The 22,825-nt window shown below is 47.0% G+C and carries 22 protein-coding genes and 1 pseudogene; 10 read left to right on the top strand and 13 right to left on the bottom strand.

Annotation, left to right across the window (positions count from 1 at the left end):
• Window positions 1–100 precede the first annotated feature (100 nt).
• From QUD59_RS00795 to QUD59_RS00785, 3 genes are all read left to right on the top strand, one after another.
• On the top strand, window positions 101–1,240 hold the full coding sequence (locus QUD59_RS00795) for a hypothetical protein (RefSeq protein ID WP_286238916.1): 1,140 nt from the start codon (window positions 101–103) through the stop codon (window positions 1,238–1,240).
• A 113-nt stretch (window positions 1,241–1,353) separates the two neighbouring features.
• A complete protein-coding gene (locus QUD59_RS00790) occupies window positions 1,354–1,635 on the top strand; it encodes a peptidylprolyl isomerase (RefSeq protein WP_286238915.1) in 282 nt (93 codons plus the stop codon).
• 112 nt (window positions 1,636–1,747) lie between these two features.
• A complete protein-coding gene (locus tag QUD59_RS00785; protein WP_286238914.1) occupies window positions 1,748–2,224 on the top strand; it encodes a DUF1499 domain-containing protein in 477 nt (158 codons plus the stop codon).
• A 46-nt stretch (window positions 2,225–2,270) separates the two neighbouring features.
• Here QUD59_RS00785 and QUD59_RS00780 read toward each other — a convergent pair whose 3' ends face one another.
• From QUD59_RS00780 to QUD59_RS00755, 6 genes and pseudogenes are all read right to left on the bottom strand, one after another.
• Window positions 2,271–4,220 carry an acetoacetate--CoA ligase gene (locus QUD59_RS00780; RefSeq protein WP_286238913.1) on the bottom strand — a complete coding sequence of 650 codons (1,950 nt, stop codon included), beginning with the start codon at window positions 4,218–4,220 and terminating at the stop codon, window positions 2,271–2,273.
• A 155-nt stretch (window positions 4,221–4,375) separates the two neighbouring features.
• Window positions 4,376–4,921 (bottom strand): hydrolase, encoded by a 546-nt coding sequence (locus QUD59_RS00775; RefSeq protein ID WP_286238912.1) that lies wholly within the window; start codon window positions 4,919–4,921, stop codon window positions 4,376–4,378.
• Window positions 4,922–4,935: 14 nt separating this feature from the next.
• Window positions 4,936–5,559 (bottom strand): DUF2889 domain-containing protein, encoded by a 624-nt coding sequence (locus QUD59_RS00770; protein WP_286238911.1) that lies wholly within the window; start codon window positions 5,557–5,559, stop codon window positions 4,936–4,938.
• Window positions 5,560–6,005: 446 nt separating this feature from the next.
• Window positions 6,006–6,710, bottom strand: coding sequence for a hypothetical protein (locus QUD59_RS00765; protein WP_286238910.1), 705 nt, complete (start codon window positions 6,708–6,710; stop codon window positions 6,006–6,008).
• Window positions 6,711–6,728: 18 nt separating this feature from the next.
• On the bottom strand, window positions 6,729–7,013 hold the full coding sequence (locus tag QUD59_RS00760; protein WP_286238908.1) for a hypothetical protein: 285 nt from the start codon (window positions 7,011–7,013) through the stop codon (window positions 6,729–6,731).
• Window positions 7,014–7,036: 23 nt separating this feature from the next.
• Window positions 7,037–7,399: pseudogene (locus QUD59_RS00755) on the bottom strand (transposase); the annotation flags it as partial.
• A 226-nt stretch (window positions 7,400–7,625) separates the two neighbouring features.
• On the opposite strand from QUD59_RS00755, the gene QUD59_RS00750 reads away from it, so the two are divergent.
• From QUD59_RS00750 to QUD59_RS00735, 4 genes are read left to right on the top strand one after another with little or no spacing between them, the layout of a single operon-like run.
• Window positions 7,626–8,735, top strand: a complete 1,110-nt coding sequence (locus QUD59_RS00750) for a hypothetical protein (RefSeq protein ID WP_286238906.1) — start codon at window positions 7,626–7,628, stop codon at window positions 8,733–8,735.
• 6 nt (window positions 8,736–8,741) lie between these two features.
• Entirely contained in the window at window positions 8,742–9,215 is a 474-nt protein-coding gene (locus QUD59_RS00745; protein ID WP_286238905.1) for a hypothetical protein, read from the top strand.
• A 4-nt stretch (window positions 9,216–9,219) separates the two neighbouring features.
• Window positions 9,220–9,642, top strand: coding sequence for a hypothetical protein (locus QUD59_RS00740; protein WP_286238903.1), 423 nt, complete (start codon window positions 9,220–9,222; stop codon window positions 9,640–9,642).
• A 9-nt stretch (window positions 9,643–9,651) separates the two neighbouring features.
• Window positions 9,652–10,023: a hypothetical protein gene (locus QUD59_RS00735; RefSeq protein WP_286238902.1), complete on the top strand. Its 372-nt coding sequence runs from the start codon at window positions 9,652–9,654 to the stop codon at window positions 10,021–10,023.
• Between the two features lie 16 nt (window positions 10,024–10,039).
• On the opposite strand, the gene QUD59_RS00730 is transcribed toward QUD59_RS00735, so the two are convergent.
• The 6 genes from QUD59_RS00730 to QUD59_RS00705 form a co-directional block, all read right to left on the bottom strand.
• Window positions 10,040–10,483 (bottom strand): hypothetical protein, encoded by a 444-nt coding sequence (locus tag QUD59_RS00730; protein WP_286238901.1) that lies wholly within the window; start codon window positions 10,481–10,483, stop codon window positions 10,040–10,042.
• A complete protein-coding gene (locus tag QUD59_RS00725; RefSeq protein ID WP_286238899.1) occupies window positions 10,480–11,445 on the bottom strand; it encodes a WG repeat-containing protein in 966 nt (321 codons plus the stop codon). Before QUD59_RS00725 ends, QUD59_RS00730 begins: the two co-directional genes overlap by 4 nt.
• A gap of 175 nt (window positions 11,446–11,620) precedes the next feature.
• Complete coding sequence (locus QUD59_RS00720) at window positions 11,621–12,838, bottom strand: ankyrin repeat domain-containing protein (protein WP_286238898.1); 1,218 nt, start codon at window positions 12,836–12,838, stop codon at window positions 11,621–11,623.
• Window positions 12,835–16,452: a hypothetical protein gene (locus QUD59_RS00715; protein ID WP_286238896.1), complete on the bottom strand. Its 3,618-nt coding sequence runs from the start codon at window positions 16,450–16,452 to the stop codon at window positions 12,835–12,837. The genes QUD59_RS00720 and QUD59_RS00715 overlap by 4 nt, the downstream gene beginning before the upstream one ends.
• 407 nt (window positions 16,453–16,859) lie before the next feature.
• Window positions 16,860–17,630, bottom strand: a complete 771-nt coding sequence (locus QUD59_RS00710) for a substrate-binding periplasmic protein (RefSeq protein WP_286238894.1) — start codon at window positions 17,628–17,630, stop codon at window positions 16,860–16,862.
• A 93-nt stretch (window positions 17,631–17,723) separates the two neighbouring features.
• A complete protein-coding gene (locus QUD59_RS00705) occupies window positions 17,724–18,614 on the bottom strand; it encodes a LysR substrate-binding domain-containing protein (protein ID WP_286238892.1) in 891 nt (296 codons plus the stop codon).
• A gap of 171 nt (window positions 18,615–18,785) precedes the next feature.
• Between QUD59_RS00705 and QUD59_RS00700 the strand changes: the two genes are divergently transcribed.
• Entirely contained in the window at window positions 18,786–20,057 is a 1,272-nt protein-coding gene (locus QUD59_RS00700; RefSeq protein ID WP_286238891.1) for an MFS transporter, read from the top strand.
• 117 nt (window positions 20,058–20,174) lie between these two features.
• Here QUD59_RS00700 and QUD59_RS00695 read toward each other — a convergent pair whose 3' ends face one another.
• Entirely contained in the window at window positions 20,175–21,392 is a 1,218-nt protein-coding gene (locus QUD59_RS00695; protein WP_286238890.1) for an EAL and HDOD domain-containing protein, read from the bottom strand.
• Between the two features lie 183 nt (window positions 21,393–21,575).
• Between QUD59_RS00695 and ylqF the strand changes: the two genes are divergently transcribed.
• Window positions 21,576–22,490 (top strand): ribosome biogenesis GTPase YlqF, encoded by a 915-nt coding sequence (gene ylqF / locus QUD59_RS00690; protein WP_286238888.1) that lies wholly within the window; start codon window positions 21,576–21,578, stop codon window positions 22,488–22,490.
• 4 nt (window positions 22,491–22,494) lie between these two features.
• Window positions 22,495–22,755: a hypothetical protein gene (locus tag QUD59_RS00685; protein ID WP_286238887.1), complete on the top strand. Its 261-nt coding sequence runs from the start codon at window positions 22,495–22,497 to the stop codon at window positions 22,753–22,755.
• Window positions 22,756–22,825: the final 70 nt, after the last annotated feature.

Raw genomic sequence — 22,825 nt, 5'->3', positions numbered from 1 at the left:
ACTGAGCCTTTGTGGTGAAAAAATAACCTATAGTGCATGTATCCCTGTTTAAACATTGTCTGTTTAAACCGCACTCAGGTAGACCGCAGGGAGGTTCGATATGCGTTTCGTCCTCAGTATTACTGCCGTTTTATCTCTGCTTGCTTTCTACCCGCCGGTCATACAGGCACTGGAAGTCAGCGATACAAGCGATCAGTATGCCGACACTTTACACCAGCTCACTGTCCGGTTAGCACCCGACCTTAAGCAGCTTCCGGCTCTGCAACAGCAGCGTCTGGCTGATGTGAAAATCCGCCTTGCAGATCATCCGCGCGGGTTGCCCATGGCATTGGCACTGCCGGGTGATGCGCCGCAAATTCTGATCAGTGAACAATTCCTTGATGGCCTGTCGCACTATATTGAAGTCTACCTGCTGGCTCGTGAGCGTCAGCAGCCGCAGTGGATAGAGCAGTATTTCAGTCAGTATTTCTGGAACCGTCACCCGGACTCCGCAGCGGCACCGGTTAAATCACCCTGGCAGCTATTTGCCGTTGGGCAGGAAGAGCAGGCGCAGCTTTTAGCGGAAAAGCAGCGTTTGTTTCTCAGTGTATTGCAGGATGTACTGCTGCATGAGATGGGGCATCACGCCATGGATGCGTTCTATCATTTCCGGGCCAGCAGTATTGTCCGGGAAGAGGGGGAGCGTAAAGCGGATGAGTGGGCGGAGCATTTCCGCGCCCACTATCTTGATGGCGAAAACCCCTTGGGCCGGATGCTGGTCATTGCTTTTATCTTCGAACAGGACCGCTGGGCTATGCTCTCGGGGGATGGTTACTATCCGCGATTGCTGGCTGCGGTGATACAGCATATGCCGGATCACTGCGCTGAACTGAGCCGCGCTGAGCAGATCCGGCTCTGTAGCCGTTTGCGCAACGATATTGATGATTATATGAGTAACCAGATCGAAACCGCTTATCTGGAGCGGATCGAGGCGGGTGAGCCATTCGCCGGGTTTCCGATGGGGCAGATCCAACTGGCCAAAAGCAATTTTGTCGATGCCTGTCACTATTTTAATGAAAGCCTGATCTATGGGCAGGTTGCGCGAGCCGCCAGTTATGTGGGCTGGTGCTATCAGAAAGGTTATCTGGAGCCGTCACCGCCGGATGCGCAGGTACTGGCACTGATCCATTCCCGCAATGGCAGTGGTTATGGTTTCAGCGATAAGCGGCAACAGGGGTTATACCTGCTGAGTCAGAATTAAACGCTGGTTCAGGCAACTAAGCTGAACAGGTTTGGGCTGTCAGCCATTTTCACCTACAATGTACCACCGGCCCGCATCAGGGCCGTTCATCTATCTGAACCGGAGTAAAAAATATGGCACGTGCAACCGCTCGACACATCCTGGTAGACACCGAAGCTCAGTGTGAACAACTGAAGACAGATATTGCTGCTGGTCTTGATTTTGCTGAAGCCGCACGTCAGCACTCCAACTGCCCGTCCGGTGCGCAGGGCGGTGATCTGGGTTCATTTGGTCGTGGTCAGATGGTACCTGAGTTTGATCAGGCAGTATTTACCGGTGAAGTAGGTGCGGTGCAGGGACCGATCAAAACTCAGTTCGGTTATCACCTGCTGGAAGTTACCAGTCGCGAAGACTAAGAAACCTCAAAGCAAGCCCTGAAGGTGCTCCGCAGGCTTCAGGGCTTGTTTGCAGATTCCTGCGCCCGCAAGGGCTGGCTGTTGTTTTATGCAAAGAAAATGGATTCGCTGTATGCAATGGATTGGTTTGCTGCTGCCAGTCGCAATTTTTTTACTGTTCTGGCTGCTGGCTATCTCCTCCCGGGAAGGGCGTGCGATTGGTCTGACTGAGGGGCGGCTTGCGGGGTGCCCGAATAAGGCAAACTGTGTTTGTTCCGAACCCGATACCCGGCCTGAATCTTTCATCGCGCCCCTGCAACTTCCCGAATCTGTGGACTCGGCCGAGCAGGTCATGCCGCCCCTGGTCGCACTGATCGAACAGGCCGGTGGTCGGGTTGAGATCAGATCGGATCTTTATCTGGCGGCGGTGTTTAAAAGCCGGTTTTTCGGTTTTGTGGATGACCTTGAGGTCAGGCTGGATCTGGCAGAGCGGCAGTTACACTTCCGCTCTGCATCCCGGGTCGGGCATTCTGATTTTGGCGTCAACCGTAAACGGGTTGAGCAGTTACAGCAAAAGCTCGCTGTGGCGTCAGGCTCAGGCTCAGGCTAAGCCGGCAAGCAACGCCCTGCAACGAATACCGTCGCAGGGCATGGGTTCAGCTCTGTAGCTGTGGCAGGTTGGCAAACAGCTCCAGTGCCTGCGGATTGGCCAGTGCATCTTTGTTGGTCACGGTCTCACCCAGTACCACTTTACGTACCGCAAGCTCCACGATCTTTCCGCTGATGGTACGGGGAATGTCGGCGACCTGAATAATCAGCGCCGGTACATGGCGGGGCGTTGTGTTGGCGCGGATGGTCTGTTTTATCCGTGTACTCAGTTCATCATCCAGTGTGAAGCCCGGTTTCAGGACGACAAACAGAATCACCCGGGTATCATCTTTCCACGGCTGGCCGATGCAGATCGATTCCTGTACCTCATCCACCTTTTCTACCTGACGGTAGATCTCCGCAGTACCGATACGAACCCCGCCCGGGTTCAGCACTGCATCAGAGCGGCCATGAATAATCACGCCCCCATGGGCGGTCAGTTCACCGTAATCACCGTGTGCCCAGATATTATCGAACTGAGCGAAGTAGGCGCTGCGATACTTCTCGCCGCTTTCATCAGCCCAGAAACCGATCGGCATCGACGGGAAGGGGCTGCGGCAGACCAGTTCGCCTTTCTGCTCGCGAATCTCCTGACCCTGATCATCAAAGATGGCGACATCCATGCCCAGTCCGCGGCACTGCAGCTCGCCGGTGTAAACCGGCAGCATCGGGCAGCCCAGAGCAAAACAGGAAAGAATATCGGTACCGCCGGAGATAGAGGCCAGCAGCAGATCGGCTTTAATATCCCGGTAGACGTATTCAAAGCTCTCATGGGCCAGTGGTGAGCCGGTGGAGAGCACTGCACGCAGATCGCTCAGATCGTGACTGCTGCCCGGTTTGTTGCCGGCTTTTTCCAGCGCGGCAATATACTTGGCGCTGGTGCCGAACACGCTGATTTTTTCCTGTTCAGCAATGTCCCATAGCACCGAAGGCGAGGGGGCAAACGGCGAGCCGTCAAACAGGACCAGAGTACAGCCGCAGGCGATCCCGCTGACCAGCCAGTTCCACATCATCCAGCCGCAGGTCGTGTAATAGAACAGCTTGTCTTCGCGGCGTATATCCGTGTGTAACTGATGTTCTTTCAGGTGCTGCAGCAGGGTGCCGCCGACACTGTGGACAATGCATTTGGGTGTGCCGGTCGTGCCGGAAGAGTACATGATATAGAGCGGTGCGGAGAACTCTACAGGCTCGAAGCTTACTTCGGTGGCGCTGGTGTCAACGAATGCATCCAGCCAGCAGGCATGACGCACGTCGGTGATCGTTTCGTTTTGTCCCAGATAGGGCACAAATACCACCTGTTCCGTGGAGTCTAGCTGAGCCGCGATCTTCTCCACTTTTTCGATGCAGTCGATCTTTTTACCGTTATAGAGGTAGGCAGGGATCGTGAACAGAACCTTCGGCTTAACCTGACCAAACCGATCCATCACGCCCTGAATACCAAAATCGGGCGAGCAGGAGGTCCAGATCGCACCCAGCGAGGTTGTGGCCAGCATGGCGATCAGGGTTTCCGGAATATTGGGCATAAAGCCGGCAACCACGTCACCTTTGCCGACACCGCGTTGTTTCAGGCCGGCTGCATACTGAGCGACCCGGGTGTAAAGCTCGGCATAGGTTAGCTCAGCACGCTGATCGGTTTCTGTGCGGAAGATTATAGCGCTGCGCTCATCACGGTAGCGCAGCAGGTTTTCGGCAAAATTAATTCGCGCCTGTGGGAACCATTTAGCGCCGGGCATTTTGTCGCCGTCAACCAGATAGGGCGCATCCCCTTTATGGCCAATCACCCCGCAGCGATCCCATATCTCGTTCCAGAAGGATTCCGGGTGGGATACTGACCACTGGTGAAAACTGGAATAGGAGTCCAGCTTTTGTCCATGTGCCTGATTGATATGCTGCATGAACTGATAAACCTGACTCTGTTCAACTTGCGCTTGCGTTGGGCTCCACAGTGGATTGCTCATAATCTTTTCCGTTCTAATTATTGTCGAATAGATCACCAGACCTGTTATCGCCTGATAATAAACAATAAGGGAATACCTGTATAGGGTAGTTTACGTAAACGGAAGGTGTTTTGTCTGAAAAAAGCTGGCGGTGTTACCCGGCCAGCTTCACCGAATCAGCGGATATAGTTTTTTGAAATCTCGCGGAAGCTGTCGGTTCCGGCTTTCTGCATCCACTCAAAAGCCACCATCTCCCGGCTTACCACGTAAATACCAGCCTGACGCATGCGTTCCAGCGCCAGCGCTTTATCTTCCGGATTACGTGAAGAGACACAGTCTGCCACCACATACACCTCACGTGCCTGCTGTTTGAGCTGAAGCGCGGTCTGCAGCACACAGACATGGGCTTCCATTCCGACAACGACAACCTGATTGGGACGCAGGGCGTTGATCTTTTCATTGCAGGCGGGCTCGGACATGCAGGAAAAATGTACTTTCTCCATGATTCCTTCGGCCGGTACCACCTCGGCAATTTCGGCAATCGTATGGCCGAGCCCCTGCGGGTACTGTTCACTCGTCAGTACCGGCACATTCAGCTTGCCGGCAATCTCCGCCAGCCAGCGGGTGTTTTCTACCAGCGTTTCTTTGTTATGAATGGCCGGAACCAGTTTCTCCTGAATATCGACAATCAGCAGGCAGGACTTATTGGGATGAATCAGCATCGTCTTTTCCTTGTTCAGGCAGGCTCAGGCTGATTGCAGCGCGGCTCCTGCTCCAGGTTGGTAACCGGGATGGCTTCCGGTTGATTTCCCTGATGATAGTGAGGCCAGTGCTTCTTCACAATAGGGCCATCCGCCGCCAGCGCATGACAGGTGTCCAGCAGCGGGGGGCGTTCATCGCTGTCCTGCCAGAAATTAGCGGCTTTCTCCCGCTCCTGATGGGTTGACTGAAAGGCCGCCGTAGCCAGCGGGCCAAGCAGTTCAAGCAGGTGTGTGCAGCCGCTGCGACCGGCAAACAGTGCTTTGGTTTGTTTGGTAAAACCCGGCTGAATTTTCAGGCCGATCAGTTGCCTGTACGCACTGGCAATGGCCGGACACTGTTTAAAGGGGGTGTGATCCATCGTCGCCACGGCATCGAGAATATTCAGCTCCAGATCCACGGTAATGCGGATCGACATTCCGTGCAGAGCCTCACCGGCTGGCAGGGTACGCGGGTTAAGATCCCGGATCTGCAGATCAAAGCTCTTGGTATCGAGCAGAAACGCTTCGATATCCCAGAGTCCGTCTTCCCGCTCATATCCTTCGCAGATAACACGGCGGGTGTGCTTAAGTTTACGCGCAGCAGGTGTAGGTAAAGGCATAGGCGTTACTGATTGGCGGACGTAAACGCCCGGATTACTGAAAAGGGCGCTATTTTACGGGGGAAACAGCTTCAGGTATATGCGTAAAAAAGCAACTCACTGTTCTAGGGGCGTGTGTACGCGGGGCATCCGTATGCAGAACTGCCGTTTCTTATAAGTAAGGAATTAAAGTCCCTGTAACAGCGGGTCGTTTCTGCGTGCCCTCACATTTCAGGAAGGCACGCATCTCAGTAGAGTCGAAAGGAATGTCTTGAAGTTCAGATATAGTGAAATAAATTGATAAACAGAACAGAGGCGACTGCAATGTGCCAAAAGCAGCTGTTAATTCAGCTTTCTGTCTACGAGAAGGGTTAAGCCAAGACCGAATAATAGACTAGATTCCCAGTGTAACCCTATATAGCAGCACTCCATGAGGAGATGGAATCTCGTCTGATTCGATTTCCGCGTTACTCAGATATCTCATGTTGGATACATCTTAGGGTCCCGATAGCAAACCCCTCCATATCTTCATACTCCTCTAGGTAGGTGTGCTCACCATGTTCAAGAATGTACTGAATTGTCTCAACAGAGAGAGAATTACGTGGAATGGCTTCAATCAGGTCCAGAGCGTAGTCTGCAGCCCGAATGATATCTTTGGCATAGTTCTCTCGGTTTTGGCGGAATTCACCTGAGAAGTATTTTTCTGAACCGTACTCCCGGTGCTTTTTGCAAACCCTTTTGGCATGTTTTAAAAGAGTCTTGCGTTCATCTTTGCTGAGTGTTGAAAGGGGTAATTGTGTAGATCGAAGTGCATTAAGATTGATGGATTGATCTATGTTTGGTATTTCTACATTGGCCAAAGCCATAGCTAATGAATCTTGGGATTCTGCTTTAATCTTTGTCGCCAGACTGTAGACCTCGCTGATCTCCGTAGGCCAGCCACCGAACATCCCAGGTGTGGGTACATGTAGCTGATCCAATAGTCTCTTAAGGCAATTCAGTTCCCATGCAGCATATGCATACTCTGAACTTAAGCTGTCTTGAATCTTCGGCGTCAATTCAGGTGGCTTACCACAGTGCCAACCCCGGTTCTGAGAATCGACTATGGGGCTAGTTTTGAGGTTCTCATCAGCAGTCAGGTATTCTGCAGGAATACACAAATAATCAAGCATAAATTCCTTTTACCTCCCTTAATCGTAATAGTGTTTTGCTGTTGGCTTAATAGTGAACATCTGTCCACCAATATGCTGAACCGAGTTTAAGGCGCTCTCCAGTGTTTCCCAGAAGCCTTCCCCTGCTGTTTGTTGTTGTAGCTGATAAACATAGATCTCTCGAGGGTGTTGTGTCGATACAATTTTCAGCCTTTCTACTACAGGGTGGTTAAAGTAAAGTGTTACAGAGTGAAAAGCACCATGCTGCCTATAACGTACTTTTTCTACTGCGAACTGATAACCCCTCTCTGAAAATACCGCCACCTTCGGCTTCTTCAGTATCTATCAATAACAGGGTGGGCGGTCATCCCCTTGGCATATAGGCTCAAAATCTTGTCATCCATTGACGTAAAGCGAGTCTGCTGCTTTTTGACTAGCTGAGGTTGAAAACTGCCATCCCGATCTCGTGGTGCATCGATCTCGAACTGGCCGTCTTCAGTACGTAGGGTCTTGATGAAGTGGCCGTTACGGCTGTTATCCGATGGGCTTTTACCGTGCCTATCATAACCCAGATGATCATTCAGCTCGGCATTGAGGGCGGTTTCCACGGTGACTTTGGTCAGCATCTGCCTGAAGACATTAAGGTCACTTTCAGTTTTGATGCTTTTGGCGGCCTCACGAGCGAGGGTTTCGAGTTGTTTCTTATCCATACTGCCTATCCTTAGCCATTGCTGGCTCTGTAATAGGCAGTTACACAGTTTTATCTACAGTCTCTTTCATAAGTATCGCATGTGTTCGGTTTATTAGCTGATAATTATAGTCAGTTTATGAATATAACCTGAGATGCTTACGCTTTGTTGCTTAAAAGCAATATAGTTAACCTTCCGTACATCTTCCATGGTGTCTGATGACACCCGTTATGAATGGATTTTAGGAATGGAAATGGTCCAGACAGTTAGCCGTAATTCATCCCAGTTCTTTCTTGTGTTGTTTTCAATGATGAGTCTCCTTTTAGTATCAGGCTGTCAGCCCTTAACAACTGTTCCCTCCAGCTCTGTCGATATTCATGTAGAAACCGGGACAATTCAGGTAGAAGGCCCTTTTAGCACAGCGAATGACCAACTAAATATCATTGCGGTCTCTGTGTATGACGATGATGCAGAGATGATTGCTGCTGGTGAGAGCAGCATGATAAGTAGTGCAGCACTTAGTTGGAATGATGTGACTGTTTTCGCTATTAATGGCAGAGAGGGAACATTTGCTTCTGAAGATATCCCTGGGCCTGAAGCCTCATATGACTATGTGTCTTTCAGGGGGTACTGCTTACGGGAATCGAATGGAAATATGAGCCTGATATTTGCGGGTAACTACTCTGGGACGGTAAATGCCGCCCGCCCGGATGATTTATTTTATGTTTTTTACGATCAAAAGCATAAGCGCGTTGAGTATAAGGAAGTCACTGAGGGCTTCTTAACGACTAAGGGTTGTGTAGATTTGATCGATGCCTACAAACAGTTGAGCGTAGAGGCTGTCAAAGCGGAACAGCAGTTGATTGAAAGTCTGACCCCTCTAAAGGGTAAGCAGGGAAGGTCAGACCTTAATGATACTTTACAAGTCACAGAGCTAAGCAGTGATCCTCGAGCTTCTATCCTAGAACACTTTGAGCGATATAACGGCTATTACAATGTGCCTGATTGTGAGGTGGGGCAGGATGATGAGATTTACGAACGGAGCTGCTTACCCAGTTACAGCCAATTCTCATTGGTAGTAAAACATCCTGAATACGAAATTCATCGACTCGAGTTTATTCATGATTGTGACAGTGCGGGTGTAGATCTGCTGCATGTGAATGAAACAGATAGCTGGTTTCACCTGTATAGTATTCCTTCTGGGTGCTCGAAACACTTTCTCTACTATCCTGAATACACATCACTGTCTTCCTCTAAGATTAGTTTGGAGCTGTGTACCTACTGCTCACATTGGGGGACATGGGAAGCGTTTGAATTTGATATGAATAGCCAAGTGATCAGAAGGGTCGAGCGGTAATCAGCTATGCACAAAGCACCTTATAGAAATATCACGTTGCTGCTCTCAATTTTTGGTGTTGCCTTATACTGCTACTTCCTGATCTCGCCCGTATTACTTTTGCCTGCAGATCCTCACTTTGGACGACTGACTATCGGTAGACCATCGATTCAGATCGATGGGGAGTCATGGATACCTATCTACGGACTTTATCTTGTAATGAAAATCGGGTTAGAGAACGTTTTGATGCTAGCCTTGGTTATATTCACAACAGTAGTGATTCTTTTCCTGTCCCCTTTTGTCGCTTATTTCCGTAAAAAGATCATACTGATTTCCATCTCTCTTTCTGTAATAGTCAATCTTTTCGGGCTGGGGGCTGCCATAACCATCTTTACCCCTTATTTTGAAAACATGGCTATCACTTCAGGCTTCATCGCGATGCTATTACTCCTAGCTGCTCTCTTCTTCAGACTCCGAGTCCTGAAAACAATGGGGGAATGAACTAATGAACCTATATAAGAACCTTGTTCTAGCTATTGTGCTCTTTATGCCAGTTAAACTGCTGGCAGGATCAGGTGGGGAAGACCCTATTGAGGTAATGTTGCAGGAAACACTGTTTAAGGTTGAAACCTCACCTACTTTTGAAAAGAAGCAACAGGCTCTAATCACTTTGGAATATGATCTCTTTAAATTGGATGAGTCAGATCAGCTAAGTGAGCACTATGATTATCAGGAACTAGTTGCTGCGTTAGCCCATGCTGAGCTTAATACTCTGGATTCAGAGAGTTGCCTGCAAGCACTGGATCGATTAGAGAAAGGCGGTAGCTCAGTGTCTGAAACAGATATGTCACCTCCCTATGGGATGTATCGTGTTGTATACGACATTGTGCATCATTTGTGCTTTTTTGATTCAGACGATTTTAGTTAGGGGGATATTTTGAACAGCCTGTTAGGAAGATTACAGCCTCAGAAATACCTGACTATCCTTATACCTGTGTTCATCTCTTCGCATACTCATGCTGGATGTGATTCAGGAGAAGGTGTTTGCAAAGTGGTAACTGGTCAGGAAGAGAAGGCGATTGCTTGCCAGGTTAAAGTTTGCGCTAGTGCCAATGACTATATGATCAAGTGGGTATTAGCGGATAAAACACAGATCATGGAGCAGGTTGGTCCCGAAACAGACATAAAAGTCTCGATCAATGGAGAGGTAGTGGATGTAATGTCTCAGGGGCAATCAGGTGATGAATATACCTGCTACGCATTGAACGGTTCTGGTACCAAACACTGTATAAAATACCCTGAATTTTAACCCAATCCCACTTATCTCAGTTATTAAGTCCGGGGCATATACTGGAAAGAAGTTTGCCGATTTCTTTCTCTGACTCAGATGTTGCGGAGATTATGCCATCCGGGTTTGTGTAAGTTTGCCAATATAAATCACAATCTTCTTGCATGAAAATTTCGTTTGTTGGAATAGCTGGGAGAAATACTTCCATAACACTCAGATAGTCTAGGCGGACTTGTGTAGGCATCGATCCCTCAAGCTCTGTGAAATGTTTTTGTAAAGATTCCCTGAGATCGTTAATCAGAGAAAACTTTTCCTCAAGGGTGTTGCTATTAGTTACTTCTTTTACAGTGTTCTGAATATAAAACAGCGGTAACTTATGGTGGTCTTTTTCCGATCCGTTTGCTGATGTGATACAGAATAAAAGCAAAACCGGAGCTGCTTTTAAGTGGGGAAGAAAGTTACTTACTCTTATTTTCATCATTTAAATTCCACTGGGGCAAGGCCCTCTGAAAAAGGTAAAAGAGAGCTATAGGAGCCATCAATAACCGTTTTCCCTGTTTTATCAACAAAAACCCATTGATCAGATAAGTAGACAGGAGCTAAACCTTCTGAGAACCCCCAATTCAAATAATCAATACCCGGCGCAGGCCATAGTCCATATCCGTCGCCATCTATCGAAAAGATGACGTTTCCTCTGATATCGATAAACTCCCATTTACCTTTAGAGTTTTGGACTAAAGCCAGGCCTTCAGAAAAGTTATGCCCGTAATGGTAAATAGGGGGGATTACTGGCTGGGCCTGGTGATCAAAGTAACCAACCAGCCCACCTTTCCAAAATGGGGCCAACCCTCCGCTAAAGCTACCTACTCCATCATATTCTGAACTTATCGCCCAGGCTCCACTATGGTCAATAAAGCCGTATTTGGTTTTATATGAATAATCGACACCAACCATTGCAAGGCCATCAGAGAACGGGTCCGTAGGATCTCCATTGAAATCCCAGTTTTGTTTGGGGGAAATAATGCGTTTGCCGTCTTGATCGATAAAAAAGTAATTTCGGGGTGCTTGTTTAGAGCTTACTCGGGCGACCCCTTCGGTAAAGGGCCAGGCGTTTGCATATGAGGGTTTTAATTTGAAACTGCCATCAGGTTTTATGTAGCCCCATGAGCCATCTTTCAGAACAGCGGCTAAACCCTCATGGAAGGGAATGGCGGTGTCAAACTCTGATGCGATAATTACATTGCCTGAACGATCAATGTAGCCCCATTTTTCACCTAACAATACAGGAGCAAGACCTTCAGAAAAGGGCTTCGCACCATCAAACTTCGCATTAATGACCACGGTTCCCTGTTTATCTATATAACCCCAGTCAGATGCAAAGCTTTCTGATGAAATAGCCAGTAGGGCAGAGACAAGTACCAGAGATCCAGAATTTAGTTTCATATCAGGGCCTAGGGTTGAAAAATTATTATTTCTTAATGTATAGCGATGAAAAGCATTGGCTGAAACAATTATATTACGACACAGGAGATGCATAGCTTTTTTAGATAGTTTAAAGACGATATCATACCAATTCTTGTTACATAGCTCATAAGACGACTTACCTTCCTGTCTTACCTTAGTAGCTCATAGAGTTTTTGATATATCCAGCCACATCCTCATGCCCATTGTTGATGGCTGCTTGATACGCATCAAGCTCCATAAGGTCTTTAGTTTTCAGTTCGGCGCCGTTTTGCACGAGGTATTTTACAAGATCTAAATAACCTTTCTCCGCAGCAATGATCAAAGCAGTACTACCTAAATCATTTTCAGTATCAATATTCACAACTCCGTTTAGAGTTCTAACCATTGCTACATCATTGCTTGAAACACTTCGAAACCACTGTGTAACAGGACTATGATCGGTAGGTTTAACCACTTTTTCTAACTGAGAATTCAGTTCCTTATACCTATCAAATAAGGTATTTAATTCAGTGGATTGACTTAGTTCATCCTGCCGATTCTTTCCAAATTCATCTACAGGTTTTAAGTGCACCTGAACACCGTTATGAGCTAAATATTTTACATATTCAAATGAAAGGTCATAGTTCTTTTTAACTAATTCCTTGAGTTTAAAAAGATCATAACCATGGCCCATATCGTAGTATTTAAGCCCTTTCTTTCTCAATGCATTAAACGCCTGTCGGTATGCATCCACATCTGCGTAGGGAGAAAACATGACATGTCGAATCAATGCTTCCATGTACTGCATATCGGGGCGCTTTGGATTAGCTAATGAGTAAAACTCTCTGGAAAAACTAAGGCTCATTCCGTTTTCAGCTAATGCTATGATCTTATGAGGGTTATTTCTGGTCAGACCTGAAACCAGCATATTAAAACGTATGGATTCATCGATATCATCACTCAATAGGGGGATTAAGTATTTATTCCAAATATCGATATGAGAACCTGAACTTAAATGAGGTTTTAGCTTGTCGATAGAAGAAAAAGGACTCAGGCTCCATGAATATTTGTGTCCTGGATGAACTCCAAAATCCAAAAGCATAATGATAGAGCCCTCTATATTTCCACTAAACAGGGGGCTTTTTTGGTTTAGTCCGGTCAGTCCTTCCTCTAAGAAATTTATAACACAAGTATTTAAAACTTTTTGTTCACTATTACTTAGCTTGTATTGAGAAATTTTTTTTGTATAGCTTTCTTTTCCTTGTAAAGCAGCATTTACAATAGCAACCCGGTCTTTATAGGCTGGATTACACACCTTTTTATAAAGCGGGTCTGAGGCACTAAAAACTGCATTGCTAAATAATAATATTAAAGTAATAAATAAAGACTTCATAATGCCTCCTGTTGTAGTTCTTCCTTAATATCTACTAAGAAATCCGGTAAAGGATTAGCCTCATAGCTTAACAGCTTATCTACTTCTTCAGTGACAATTTCAAAAGGTAAGCCGATCCAGTCCGGTTGTTGATCAGCGCGGAGTATGTTTGGGTTCCTTAAAAGGTATAGTTTGTTGAAGCGGTCAGATAAATTAGAAAGTTGTACCTGAGTCAGAAATTCATCTTTACCTATCAGCCCATTTTGCGTTTGAAAAACAGCATTAAGATAATCATCATTGATAATCTCATCAGTGAAAATAATGCCTAAAAGGTGTGTAGTAATGACTTTCATAAGTTCAAGTTCATTCAGGTACTCACCAATTTCCTGAATGGCTTTCTCATACTCAACCTGATGAGATGATGTTGATTGGGTTCTGAATTCAGATGGTTCTACTAACCTAGCTACTGTTAAAATATCATCAACTACCTTTTTAGAAAGCTGCTCAAGATGCTGATGTAAAAATAAGTTTAATGGCTGAAGAGCAGAATCTGTAACAGGTCTGCTTCTTAAATAGTAAAACTCTTTGTCTCCTAATAACTTATGAGAGTTGTATTCTAGAGGGTCTAAGGTTGATAAACGATATGCGAAGCTGTCAGAATTGGCTTCCATTGAACTTTTGAATTTTGTAGCAAAATTATTGTAATCGAGTTTATAAACCTGAGTGCTAATATCCGTGCTGGATGTATAATTAAAAAATTTACTCCCCTGTCCATCTGCAATATTTCCGTTTTGATCCATTAAAGGGTGAATCACACCTGTCGTTACGCTGCCTAAGAAAGGTAAAGAGTTTATTTTAAAATCATGGGTTTTCTTAATATTTATGAATTCAAAAATGGGTCCTTCAAGATACTCGGTAAAAGATACTGCTTTACTTTGGGATTTTATATATGCCCACCTGTCAAGGATGGACTGTTTGAATAGCCGGTTGTTTTCATCAGATAGGTAGGATCTGATTTTTCTTTTAAATTTTTCAGTAGGTTTTAAAACGTTTACAAGCTCAATAGCATAATGACCATGGCTTAGTGGTCCTATCTTGCCATTGTTTCTTATATTAAGAATTTTTTGAACTTCTTGTGCATCGATAGCGTCCATTGAAGATTTTGAGTATGACATGTGATAAGACAAGTAATAACAGACTTTATGGGTAGCAAAACCTGAAGCAATTAAATACACCTTCTCAGAGCTAAGATATTTGGCTGCTGCATTCTCGATGTTAGGAGCTTTTAAATTTACATCTGTTAGCAGATCATTTCGATACTCTATCTTGGGTGCATATTCTATATTAAAGCCACTGAGGCTTAAACAATTTGCTATGTGTCCATCGGGGTTTGGAGGGCGTTGAGCCAGTTGGATATCCAGTAGACCAAGGTCAAAAAAGCCACTAATCGGTTCAGATTCAGCTTTTTTCAGAGTGACATTAGCTCTGTCAGCATCAATGCTGGCCATAACAGCTTTTGGCTTAGATTCTAGTATTTTCTTTCGCAGTTCTATGCTGGAATTTTCGTAGTTATCAAGTGCCTCGCCTAAAAGTATTTTCCTGCTTTTACGTATATGCTCTATATTTTCTAGAAATGCGGTAAGGCTTTTAAGGATGCTCTCATTACTTACGGAAGGGGTGTGTCCTTGATTGTGGAAGTGTAGTTTCTTAAGCCATTCAACGCCCCTTAACCACTCTTGAAAATTTATAGCTTTGTTTGGAAGTTTGACATTTATAAGCCCGAATAAATATTTTAATGTTGAGTAATATTTTAATAATTTATTGTCTAGAGAAGAGGCTTTATCGGCACTCAGTTTTAAAATATCAGTACTTTTAGTTAATCTATCTGAATGTGAAAAACTTGGTGCAAGTATTTCTTCTCCACTTTCAAACTCAGACCAATTAAAAAATATAGCTTCACATTCAGAGAAAACCTCTTTAGCCATTGCTCCAGTTTGAGTAAAGCTCCGTGTATGGCATAGCTGAATGTCCTTGTTTGCAAGTTCTGCCATCATTCGGGTGATTCTTTTTTCGGTGGCAATATTGTTAGATCTTATTTTTTCAAGGTTTTGTACAATAGTCCTGGATTCAGCCTTAAGGTAATCCAGGCTTCGTTGAATCTGGCTAAGCTCTTCATTTAAGCTAAAGTGTATTTGATTTAGCTTATGATCAATTTTGTCGAAGCGGGTATGCATTTGTTTAGAAAGCTGTTCGATCATTTTGCCGAGATCCTGCACGGCTTCTAAAATAGTTTCCTCTGGAGTTTTTTTATCTGGTGTACTAAAAATACTGAATATCTGAATCGCACCCAAAATGTAGTTGCCAGATAGTAAAGTCGTACTAATGCCTCCAACTCCGTTATTAGAGTCGATTTGCATTTTGACGAGTCTATAAACAACTTGTGATACTTCCCCTATTTTTTTTGCGGCTTCAGGGTCTTCGAACTTAATAACCTCAATAAGTATATGTGTGGCTACCTCATACTCCGCTACCTTGAGTTTCTGTTCGTCTCTTGCCTGTTGGATATCCTGTTTGATAGGGTTTAGTAATTTCATTAAACGCGGGTCTTTTCTCACGGCATCTAAAGTGACCGTAATATCTTTACCCAGTACTCTTTTTGCGTGTCTCCGCTTAGTTTCATCTCCTGTTAAATAATCAAAAATGGCTTCGGAATTCCCAAGGCGTAAGTGCATATCAAGCATATGCCTTTTTTTCTCATCCATTGCGATGGGGCCAGCTTGACTTTGAATTAATTTATATATTGCTTTATGGTTTTTTTCTGAGGTCTGAATGCTTTTCTTTGCCATCTCTGTTAGTTTGCTCAATTCCCCCTTTAATTGATCAATAGCCTCATCTCGAGCCTTATTGTTGTCACCCGGATGTTGTTTTTTTATAGATTCAATTTTATCTATAATTTCCTTGTATTGTTTCGCCTTAGAATGCCCTAACTTACTATCAATTTCGTCTTGTGTTAGGTTTAACTGGAATTCACTTCCTGAAGAATAAGCTTTCCTATTAGTGTTATAGGACTGGACAAAATCATTATAGAAACCCGGGTACTTTTCTTTTACCTTTTCAAGATCATTATAAACATCGGAATTAGCATAGGGATTATCTTCATCAAAGGCTTTTCTAGCTCCCTTGATAAGATAACCATCCAGTAAACCCGGACCTGCCGTATCTACCCCTACAGCAAAAAGCGCTGATTTAACCTTGGTTCCAAAAACAGAATAAATAGCCGATCCCACTGTACCTATGGAGTTCACCGCACCTGGAGAACAATTACCTCTTTGTATACAGCTTTTGTAGCTTTCAGCTTCATGCCTTACATTGTCCATACGGTCTTTAACAATACGCCTTAATTCTGATCCTTCTCTTGCGTTATTGAGCTTTTCCTCCATAAATATGCGGGTATGAGCTTTGTCTAGAAAGCGCGCATAACCATCTGTATGCTTTTCGTAGTAGCTTCGTTGAGCAATCTTGAGTTGAAAATTTTTATTACGCTCAAGCTCTAAGTCAATAAGGCCACCAAAAGCAGGTTTTATAAATGCCAAAATAACATTGAGCAATAGAAATGAACTAAAACCTATTCGCATTACACACTCCAGAAGTCAATTGGTGCGCATTTCAGAAAAGTTTGTACAAGTTATCAGGTTGTTAGCATTCCCTAACAGTCTCATGAATGGTAGTTCATTTACTAAACTTGTGCAGGACTTTGAGTTCTTATGACAGTAAGGTACTTGAGTAGATCCACCCTGTTGAGGCTAGAATGTCCGGTTAGGGAAGCTTGATACCGGAGTGCCATATTCGAAATATCTCCGTTATTGTCGCTCAGTGTCGGTAGAAGACTCGGCATCTAGGAATAGCCTGTGCCTGACACTTGGAAGTTGCGCAGCAATCATAAAGCAGTCTTAAGGCTGCTTTTTCATTTCCGTTTCACTTTTATGAGGCGCCTTTTTATTACTTATGAGAAATGGCCAGAGCGTTGACATAATTCGGATTCTTATTGTTTCAGTCCTGTGCCTTCAATTTGCTGATGGACGATCTCTCTGATCCGGCCGGCTTCAATCAGTTTTTTGAGTTGTTCGGAAAAGGCGGGGGCGAGCGATATGCAGGGGGATTTGCGTGAAATTGCGAGATAAAGCGGGTTGCGAATGAGTACCTCAGCGCTATGTCTGAATCTGTCCTCCCAGCCCTGTTGCCGGATCAGAAGCTGCGTTCTCAGGTGATCGTAAACAACGTAATCCACACGGTTGGCGATTAGCATAGAGAATGCATCCTCAATCTCATGAACTCTGAGGATTTTCTCTTTGCGAAAGAACAGGTCGAACTGCTCACCGTAAGTTGTGCCAAAACGCAGTGCTCCGCGAAGCCCGTTAAGATCATTCAGCGTATTCAGTTCCCGGGTCGAGTCGGACCGTTGCCAGATCACCGTATCGGCATAGAGGTAGGCGGGTTCGATAAACAGCGTGTATTGTTCCCGGTCCGGGTTGCGGGCCATCAGTGGGGCTATATCAACCTGACCTCGGGCGAGCATCTTTAACTGCCGTTTGTAGGGGTAGCCCGTATCATGGATTACCTTAATCTCCATTTCATCCAGTAACAGCGCTGTCGCTGTGGCGCCAATGCCCTTAACCGCTCCCTCTTCAGCCCAGATATAGGGCGGAAAATCCGGGTGCCCGCCGATAACGGCCTGAGTGCATGCGGCCATGGCCTTCAGCGGAAACAGCAGGGAGGCAAGCATGAGGATTGTTAGCGAAATAACGGAAAACATGCGGAGCACCCGTTTTTTATTGAACCGACTAAGCGCCCGGTTGTTTAAGTATAAGCCTTAATTTGGGTGGGGGCCGGGAATCTGCTGTCTTCTTCACTTAATCGAAAACTGTTCCAGCATCCAGTCTTTAAACAGGCGCGAGGCTTTATTCAGTGGGCGTTGTTTCGGATGCACCAGATAGTAGTTTTTTTCCAGCGGCAGGCTGAGTGGGAAAGGCTCAATGAGTTCTCCCAGCCTGAGTTCTTCCTGAACCAGCAGTGCATTGGCCAATATCACACCTTGATGGCGTCTGGCCGCCTCAATTGAGAGCAGGGCCTGATCAAAATGTATCCTGTTCATGGCGTTTCGCTGCTCGGGGCTTATCCGGGTGAACTGGTCGAGCCAGGCGTCCCAGAAAGGGAGCACTGTCGTAACAATCAGAGTGGCATGGTGTAGCTGGTCTATTGCATAAAGTTGTTTCTTCTGCTGGTAGGCAGGGCTGCAGTAGAGGTGAATTTCATCATCATAGACCAGCGTGGCATCCAGCTCTGGATCCCGGCCATCAAAATGCCGCACCGCCAGATCTATCTGGTTGGTTGCAAAATCAATCGGGCTGTTCGAAGCATTAATATGTACCTCAATATCGGGGTGCTGACTGACAAAGCTTTCAAGGCGGGGCCCCAGCCATCTGGATGCGAGTGCATGGGTCATAGAGACAGCGACTTTTCGCTCTGAGCTGCACCGGCTGTTTTTACTTGCCGTACTGATCTGTTCCATGGCCGGTGCAATCTGACTGAAGTAGGTCATGCCCCGTTCCGTTACCTCGAGCTTGCGCACCTGACGCAGAAACAGGGGATAACCCAGCCAGTGCTCGAGTTTAATCACCTGCTGTGAAACCGCGCCCGGGGTGATGTTAAGTTCTGCTGCGGCCTGTTTGAAGCTGCCGTGACGAACGGCGGCTTCAAATGCGACCAGCGCGCGCAGGGGAGGAAGGGTTCTGTGCATCGGAATCTGACTGCTTATAAGATAGAAATTCTATTTCATTATGAGGTAATTAATCGTTTGTCACCAGCGTAAATATCACAAAAAATAGGTTCGCCAGAGCAGTTCCGCTATGACGGGCGCTTCGGTTCAGCCGCAGGCCGGTCATAACATTTCAGGAGGCAGGATCTAATGATGAGTCGTAGTAATACGCACCCCGGCAATGTTTTGTTTAACCCCGTGTTAATCGCGGGTTGTATTATCATTCTGGTCAGTTTTGCGATCAGGTCCTCCTTTGGAATTTTCCAGATTCCCATCGCGGAAGAGTTTAACTGGCTGCGAGCCGATTTCTCTTTTGCCATCGCTGTTCAGAACCTGTTCTGGGGGATCGGCCAGCCGTTGTTTGGTGCGCTTGCGGAAAAGTACGGCGACCGGAAGGCGATTATTGCCGGTGCTATGACCTATGCCGCCGGGTTGTTGCTTTCTTCCTATGCGATTACTCCGGGGCAGCATCAGTTTCTGGAAATTCTCGTGGGCTTTGGCATAGCGGGTACCGGTTTTGGGGTAATCCTTGCGGTTGTTGGCAGGGCTGCTTCGGATCAGCACCGCTCTCTGGCGCTGGGTATTGCAACCGCTGCAGGCTCGGCAGGCCAGATTGTAGGCCCTCCTTTAGCGCAGTTCCTGTTGCAGGATCTTGCATGGCAGTCTGTCTTTGTTGTTTTCGCCGGTCTGATTATGCTTTCGCTTCTGGTGCTGTTTTTTATGCAGGTGCCGAAACCTGCAAGCCCGACACAGCAGGATGAAGGTCTGGGACAGGTTGTTCTCAAAGCGGTGCAGGACCCGACCTTTGCCTTTATCTTTGTCGGATTTTTCTCCTGCGGCTACCAGCTCGCGTTTATTACCGCCCATTTTCCGGCGTTTATCACTGAAATGTGCAGTGCGGTGGCGCCAGGGAGTATCATTCAGTCGCTGGGCGTATCCACGACCTCGATTCTGGGGGCGGTCGCGATTGCTCTGATCGGTGTGTCGAATATTGGCGGCACAATTCTGGCCGGCTGGCTTGGCAACCGTTACTCCCGTAAATACCTGCTGGCGAGCATCTATCTGATGCGAACTCTGGTTGCAGCCGTGTTCATTATGAACCCGATTACCCCTGAGTCTGTGGTGATCTTTTCCATATTGATGGGCGCACTCTGGCTGGCCACCGTGCCGCTGACCGCCGGGCTGATCGCCCAGATCTACGGGCTGCGTTATATGGGAACCTTATATGGGCTGGTGTTTTTCTCACATCAGCTAGGCGGATTTCTGGGGGTGTGGCTCGGCGGTTCTATGTATGACCTGTATGGTAATTACACGCTGGTATGGTGGATAGGCATCGGTGTTGGTGCGTTTTCAGCCTTGATCCACCTGCCGGTTAATGAAAAGCCCTGGGCGCAGAGAAGCGGCGGTGCACCGGTGCCGGCCTGAAGGAATCGACCCGGAATATCAGGGCAGTGTGCATTCGAAAAAAAACCACCCGTTATCGGGTGGTTTTTTTGTGTCCTGTCGCTGCGATGAATCTGGCAGCCGGTCGCTCTGGCAGAATTATTCGTACATCGCCTGCATCGACTCCTGAGTCCATTCCAGACTGGAGCGGTACGCTTTGTCATACAGGGTGCCATCGAGATCCATCGGTAACAGGTCCCAGTCGCCGTTTTCGTAGTTAACGACGTTCCGGAGGACTTCGCCGATTGGCCCCTGACCCAGGCTGACAGCATTTTTAATATCATCGCCGAGGGGAACCTGTTCCAGCATGGTGTCGCGTTCTATATCGAGCAGAGCATGCAGTCCGGACATCATACCGGCCATAAAGTAGCTGCCCGGGCTGGGGCGTTTTTCATTCTGAGCGACCTGTTCGCACATACGGCCGCGAATCAGCAGGCTGCGGGAGAGCTCTTCCGGTTTGTCCTGATTGGAGGACATGGCGATCAGGGTTGCCCATTTCTTAACCTGTTCAAGGCCCAGCAGAACGATCGCTTCAGCAACTGATTCTACCTGTCGAACCAACTGATAACCGGCGGAGTTAACGATACGCAGCAGTTTATAGGTAAGGGCCGGGTCACGGATAATCAGCTCTTCGAGCTTTTCCGGTGTGGCTTTAGGGTTCTGCAGTTCCTGTATAAGCTGCATCAGCGCAACCTGACTGCCCTGAATCTTTTTGCCTTTGATCACCTTAGGCTTACTCAGGAAGTGGCCCTGAAACAGTTTAAAGCCCAGCTCGATACACTCTTCGAGCTTTTCGTGGGTTTCGATCTTTTCTGCCAGCAGGGTGACTTTATGCTTGCGCAGCGCTTTGACCTGCTCTTTGATCTGCTCGGAGTCCAGCTCAAACACGTCAACTTTGACGATATGGCAGTACTCCAGCAGTGCATCAAATTTGGGCTCATAGACAAAATCGTCCATGGCGATGCGGTATCCGTCGTTGTGAAGTTTACGGACGGCATCCAGCAGCTCGTCATCGGGCTCGATATCTTCCAGAATCTCGAGCACGATCTGTTTCTTGGAAACTTCAGGCAGCTTCTGTTCAACCAGAATATCACGGGTCAGATTGATAAAAGCGGGAACCCGGCGCATCTCACCAGAGTCAGAAATACTGGTGTATGCATTGAGCAGAACCTCACTGGTGGCCTCTGTGTTCGCAAACAGAGCATGCCCCTGGGCATCTTCGGTACGGTATAACAGCTCGTAGGCTACAACTTTCTGATTGCGGTCAAAAATTGGCTGGCGCGCCATCAGGACCTGAGAGTTATCGGTATGTTCCATATAGCGTGAAGTATCCTTAATGCATGGATGAACAGAACAAAGCCAAGTCTACCACCAACTGGGGGGGTGAAAAGCCCAATTCGGCTAAATTTCAGATTAATTATCTTCCCGGGTGGTGCCGGATCAGCATTCATACTTTGCATGCAGTATAATAGTGTACTTTTACCGTTTTAGGACTAGCCAATGAGTATTAACTGGTTTCCGGGGCATATGCACAAAGCCCGGAAAGAGATCGCCAAAGTAATGGATGAGGTGGATGTCATTATTGAGGTGCTTGATGCCCGTCTGCCTCAATCCAGTGAAAACCCATTGGTGGATACTCTGCGCAAAGGCAAGCCAACCCTGAAACTGCTGAATAAGAGCGATCTGGCCGACGATGAAAAAACCGAGGCCTGGCTTGAGTATTTCAACAGCCTGCCGGACACCCGCGCTATGGCGCTGAATCATACCCAGAAAAAACTGATCAACCGTATCGCCGAGATCTGCAAACAGATGGTGCCGGGGCGTTCTGATGCCGGTCGGCCGGTGCGGGCGATGATCATGGGTATTCCCAATGTTGGTAAATCGACGCTGATTAATGCGCTGCTGGGGCGCAAAATCGCCAAGGTGGGTAATGAGCCTGCGGTGACGAAAAGCCAGCAGCGTTTTACCGCCCGCAATGGGCTGGCGCTGTCGGATACGCCGGGTATTCTCTGGCCAAAAATTGAAGACCCGGATTCCGGTTACCGTCTGGCGGCCAGTGGCGCGATCAAGGATACCGCGATCGAGCATGAGGATGTGGCGCTGTTTGCGACCGGGTTTATGAGTCAGGATTATCCGCAACGGCTGGCCGAGCGCTTCAACCTGAAAGAGATGCCGGATCATGCACAGGGGGTGCTCGACGAAATCGGCCGCCGCCGCGGGTGTTTACGGCCGGGTGGCATTGTTGACCGCAATAAGGCGGCAACGCTGTTGTTAAACGAGATACGTTCCGGAAAACTCGGTAAAATAAGTTTTGAAACAGTGGCAGAATGGCAGCATAAGCGTCATCTGGCTGAGCTGGAAAGATTAGCCGCTGAAGCTGCGGCAGCAGAAGAAGCCGCAGAGAGCAAAAGGTAATAAAATGACACGATTGAAGAAAAGCCGTAAGGCAAAAGGCTTTATTCCCAGCGATACCCCTAGTCGGCGTGAGCGTCTGGCGGATCCGGAAAGCTATGACAGCAGACGACGTAAAGCGCAGGAAAAAAAGAAAAAGCATGTCTCTGTATATGAAAAAGAACGTCAGAAAGAGGAGGCTGCCGCGGGCCAGAAGCCTGCTGAGCGCAAAACCCGGCTGGCGGATAAAATTAAAAAGCTGAATCAGGATAAAGAACAGCAGGAGTAACCTCTGTTTCCTGAATCAGCCGGCACTCACCGTTGTGGATGTGCCTGAAAAACCGAAACCTGTGTTTCGG

Origin of the sequence: Neptuniibacter halophilus, from assembly GCF_030295765.1 — a bacterium.
Taxonomy (GTDB): domain Bacteria; phylum Pseudomonadota; class Gammaproteobacteria; order Pseudomonadales; family Balneatricaceae; genus Neptuniibacter; species Neptuniibacter halophilus.
Note: the sequence above shows the minus strand (reverse complement) of the source record. Positions and strands in the feature narration are given on the sequence as shown.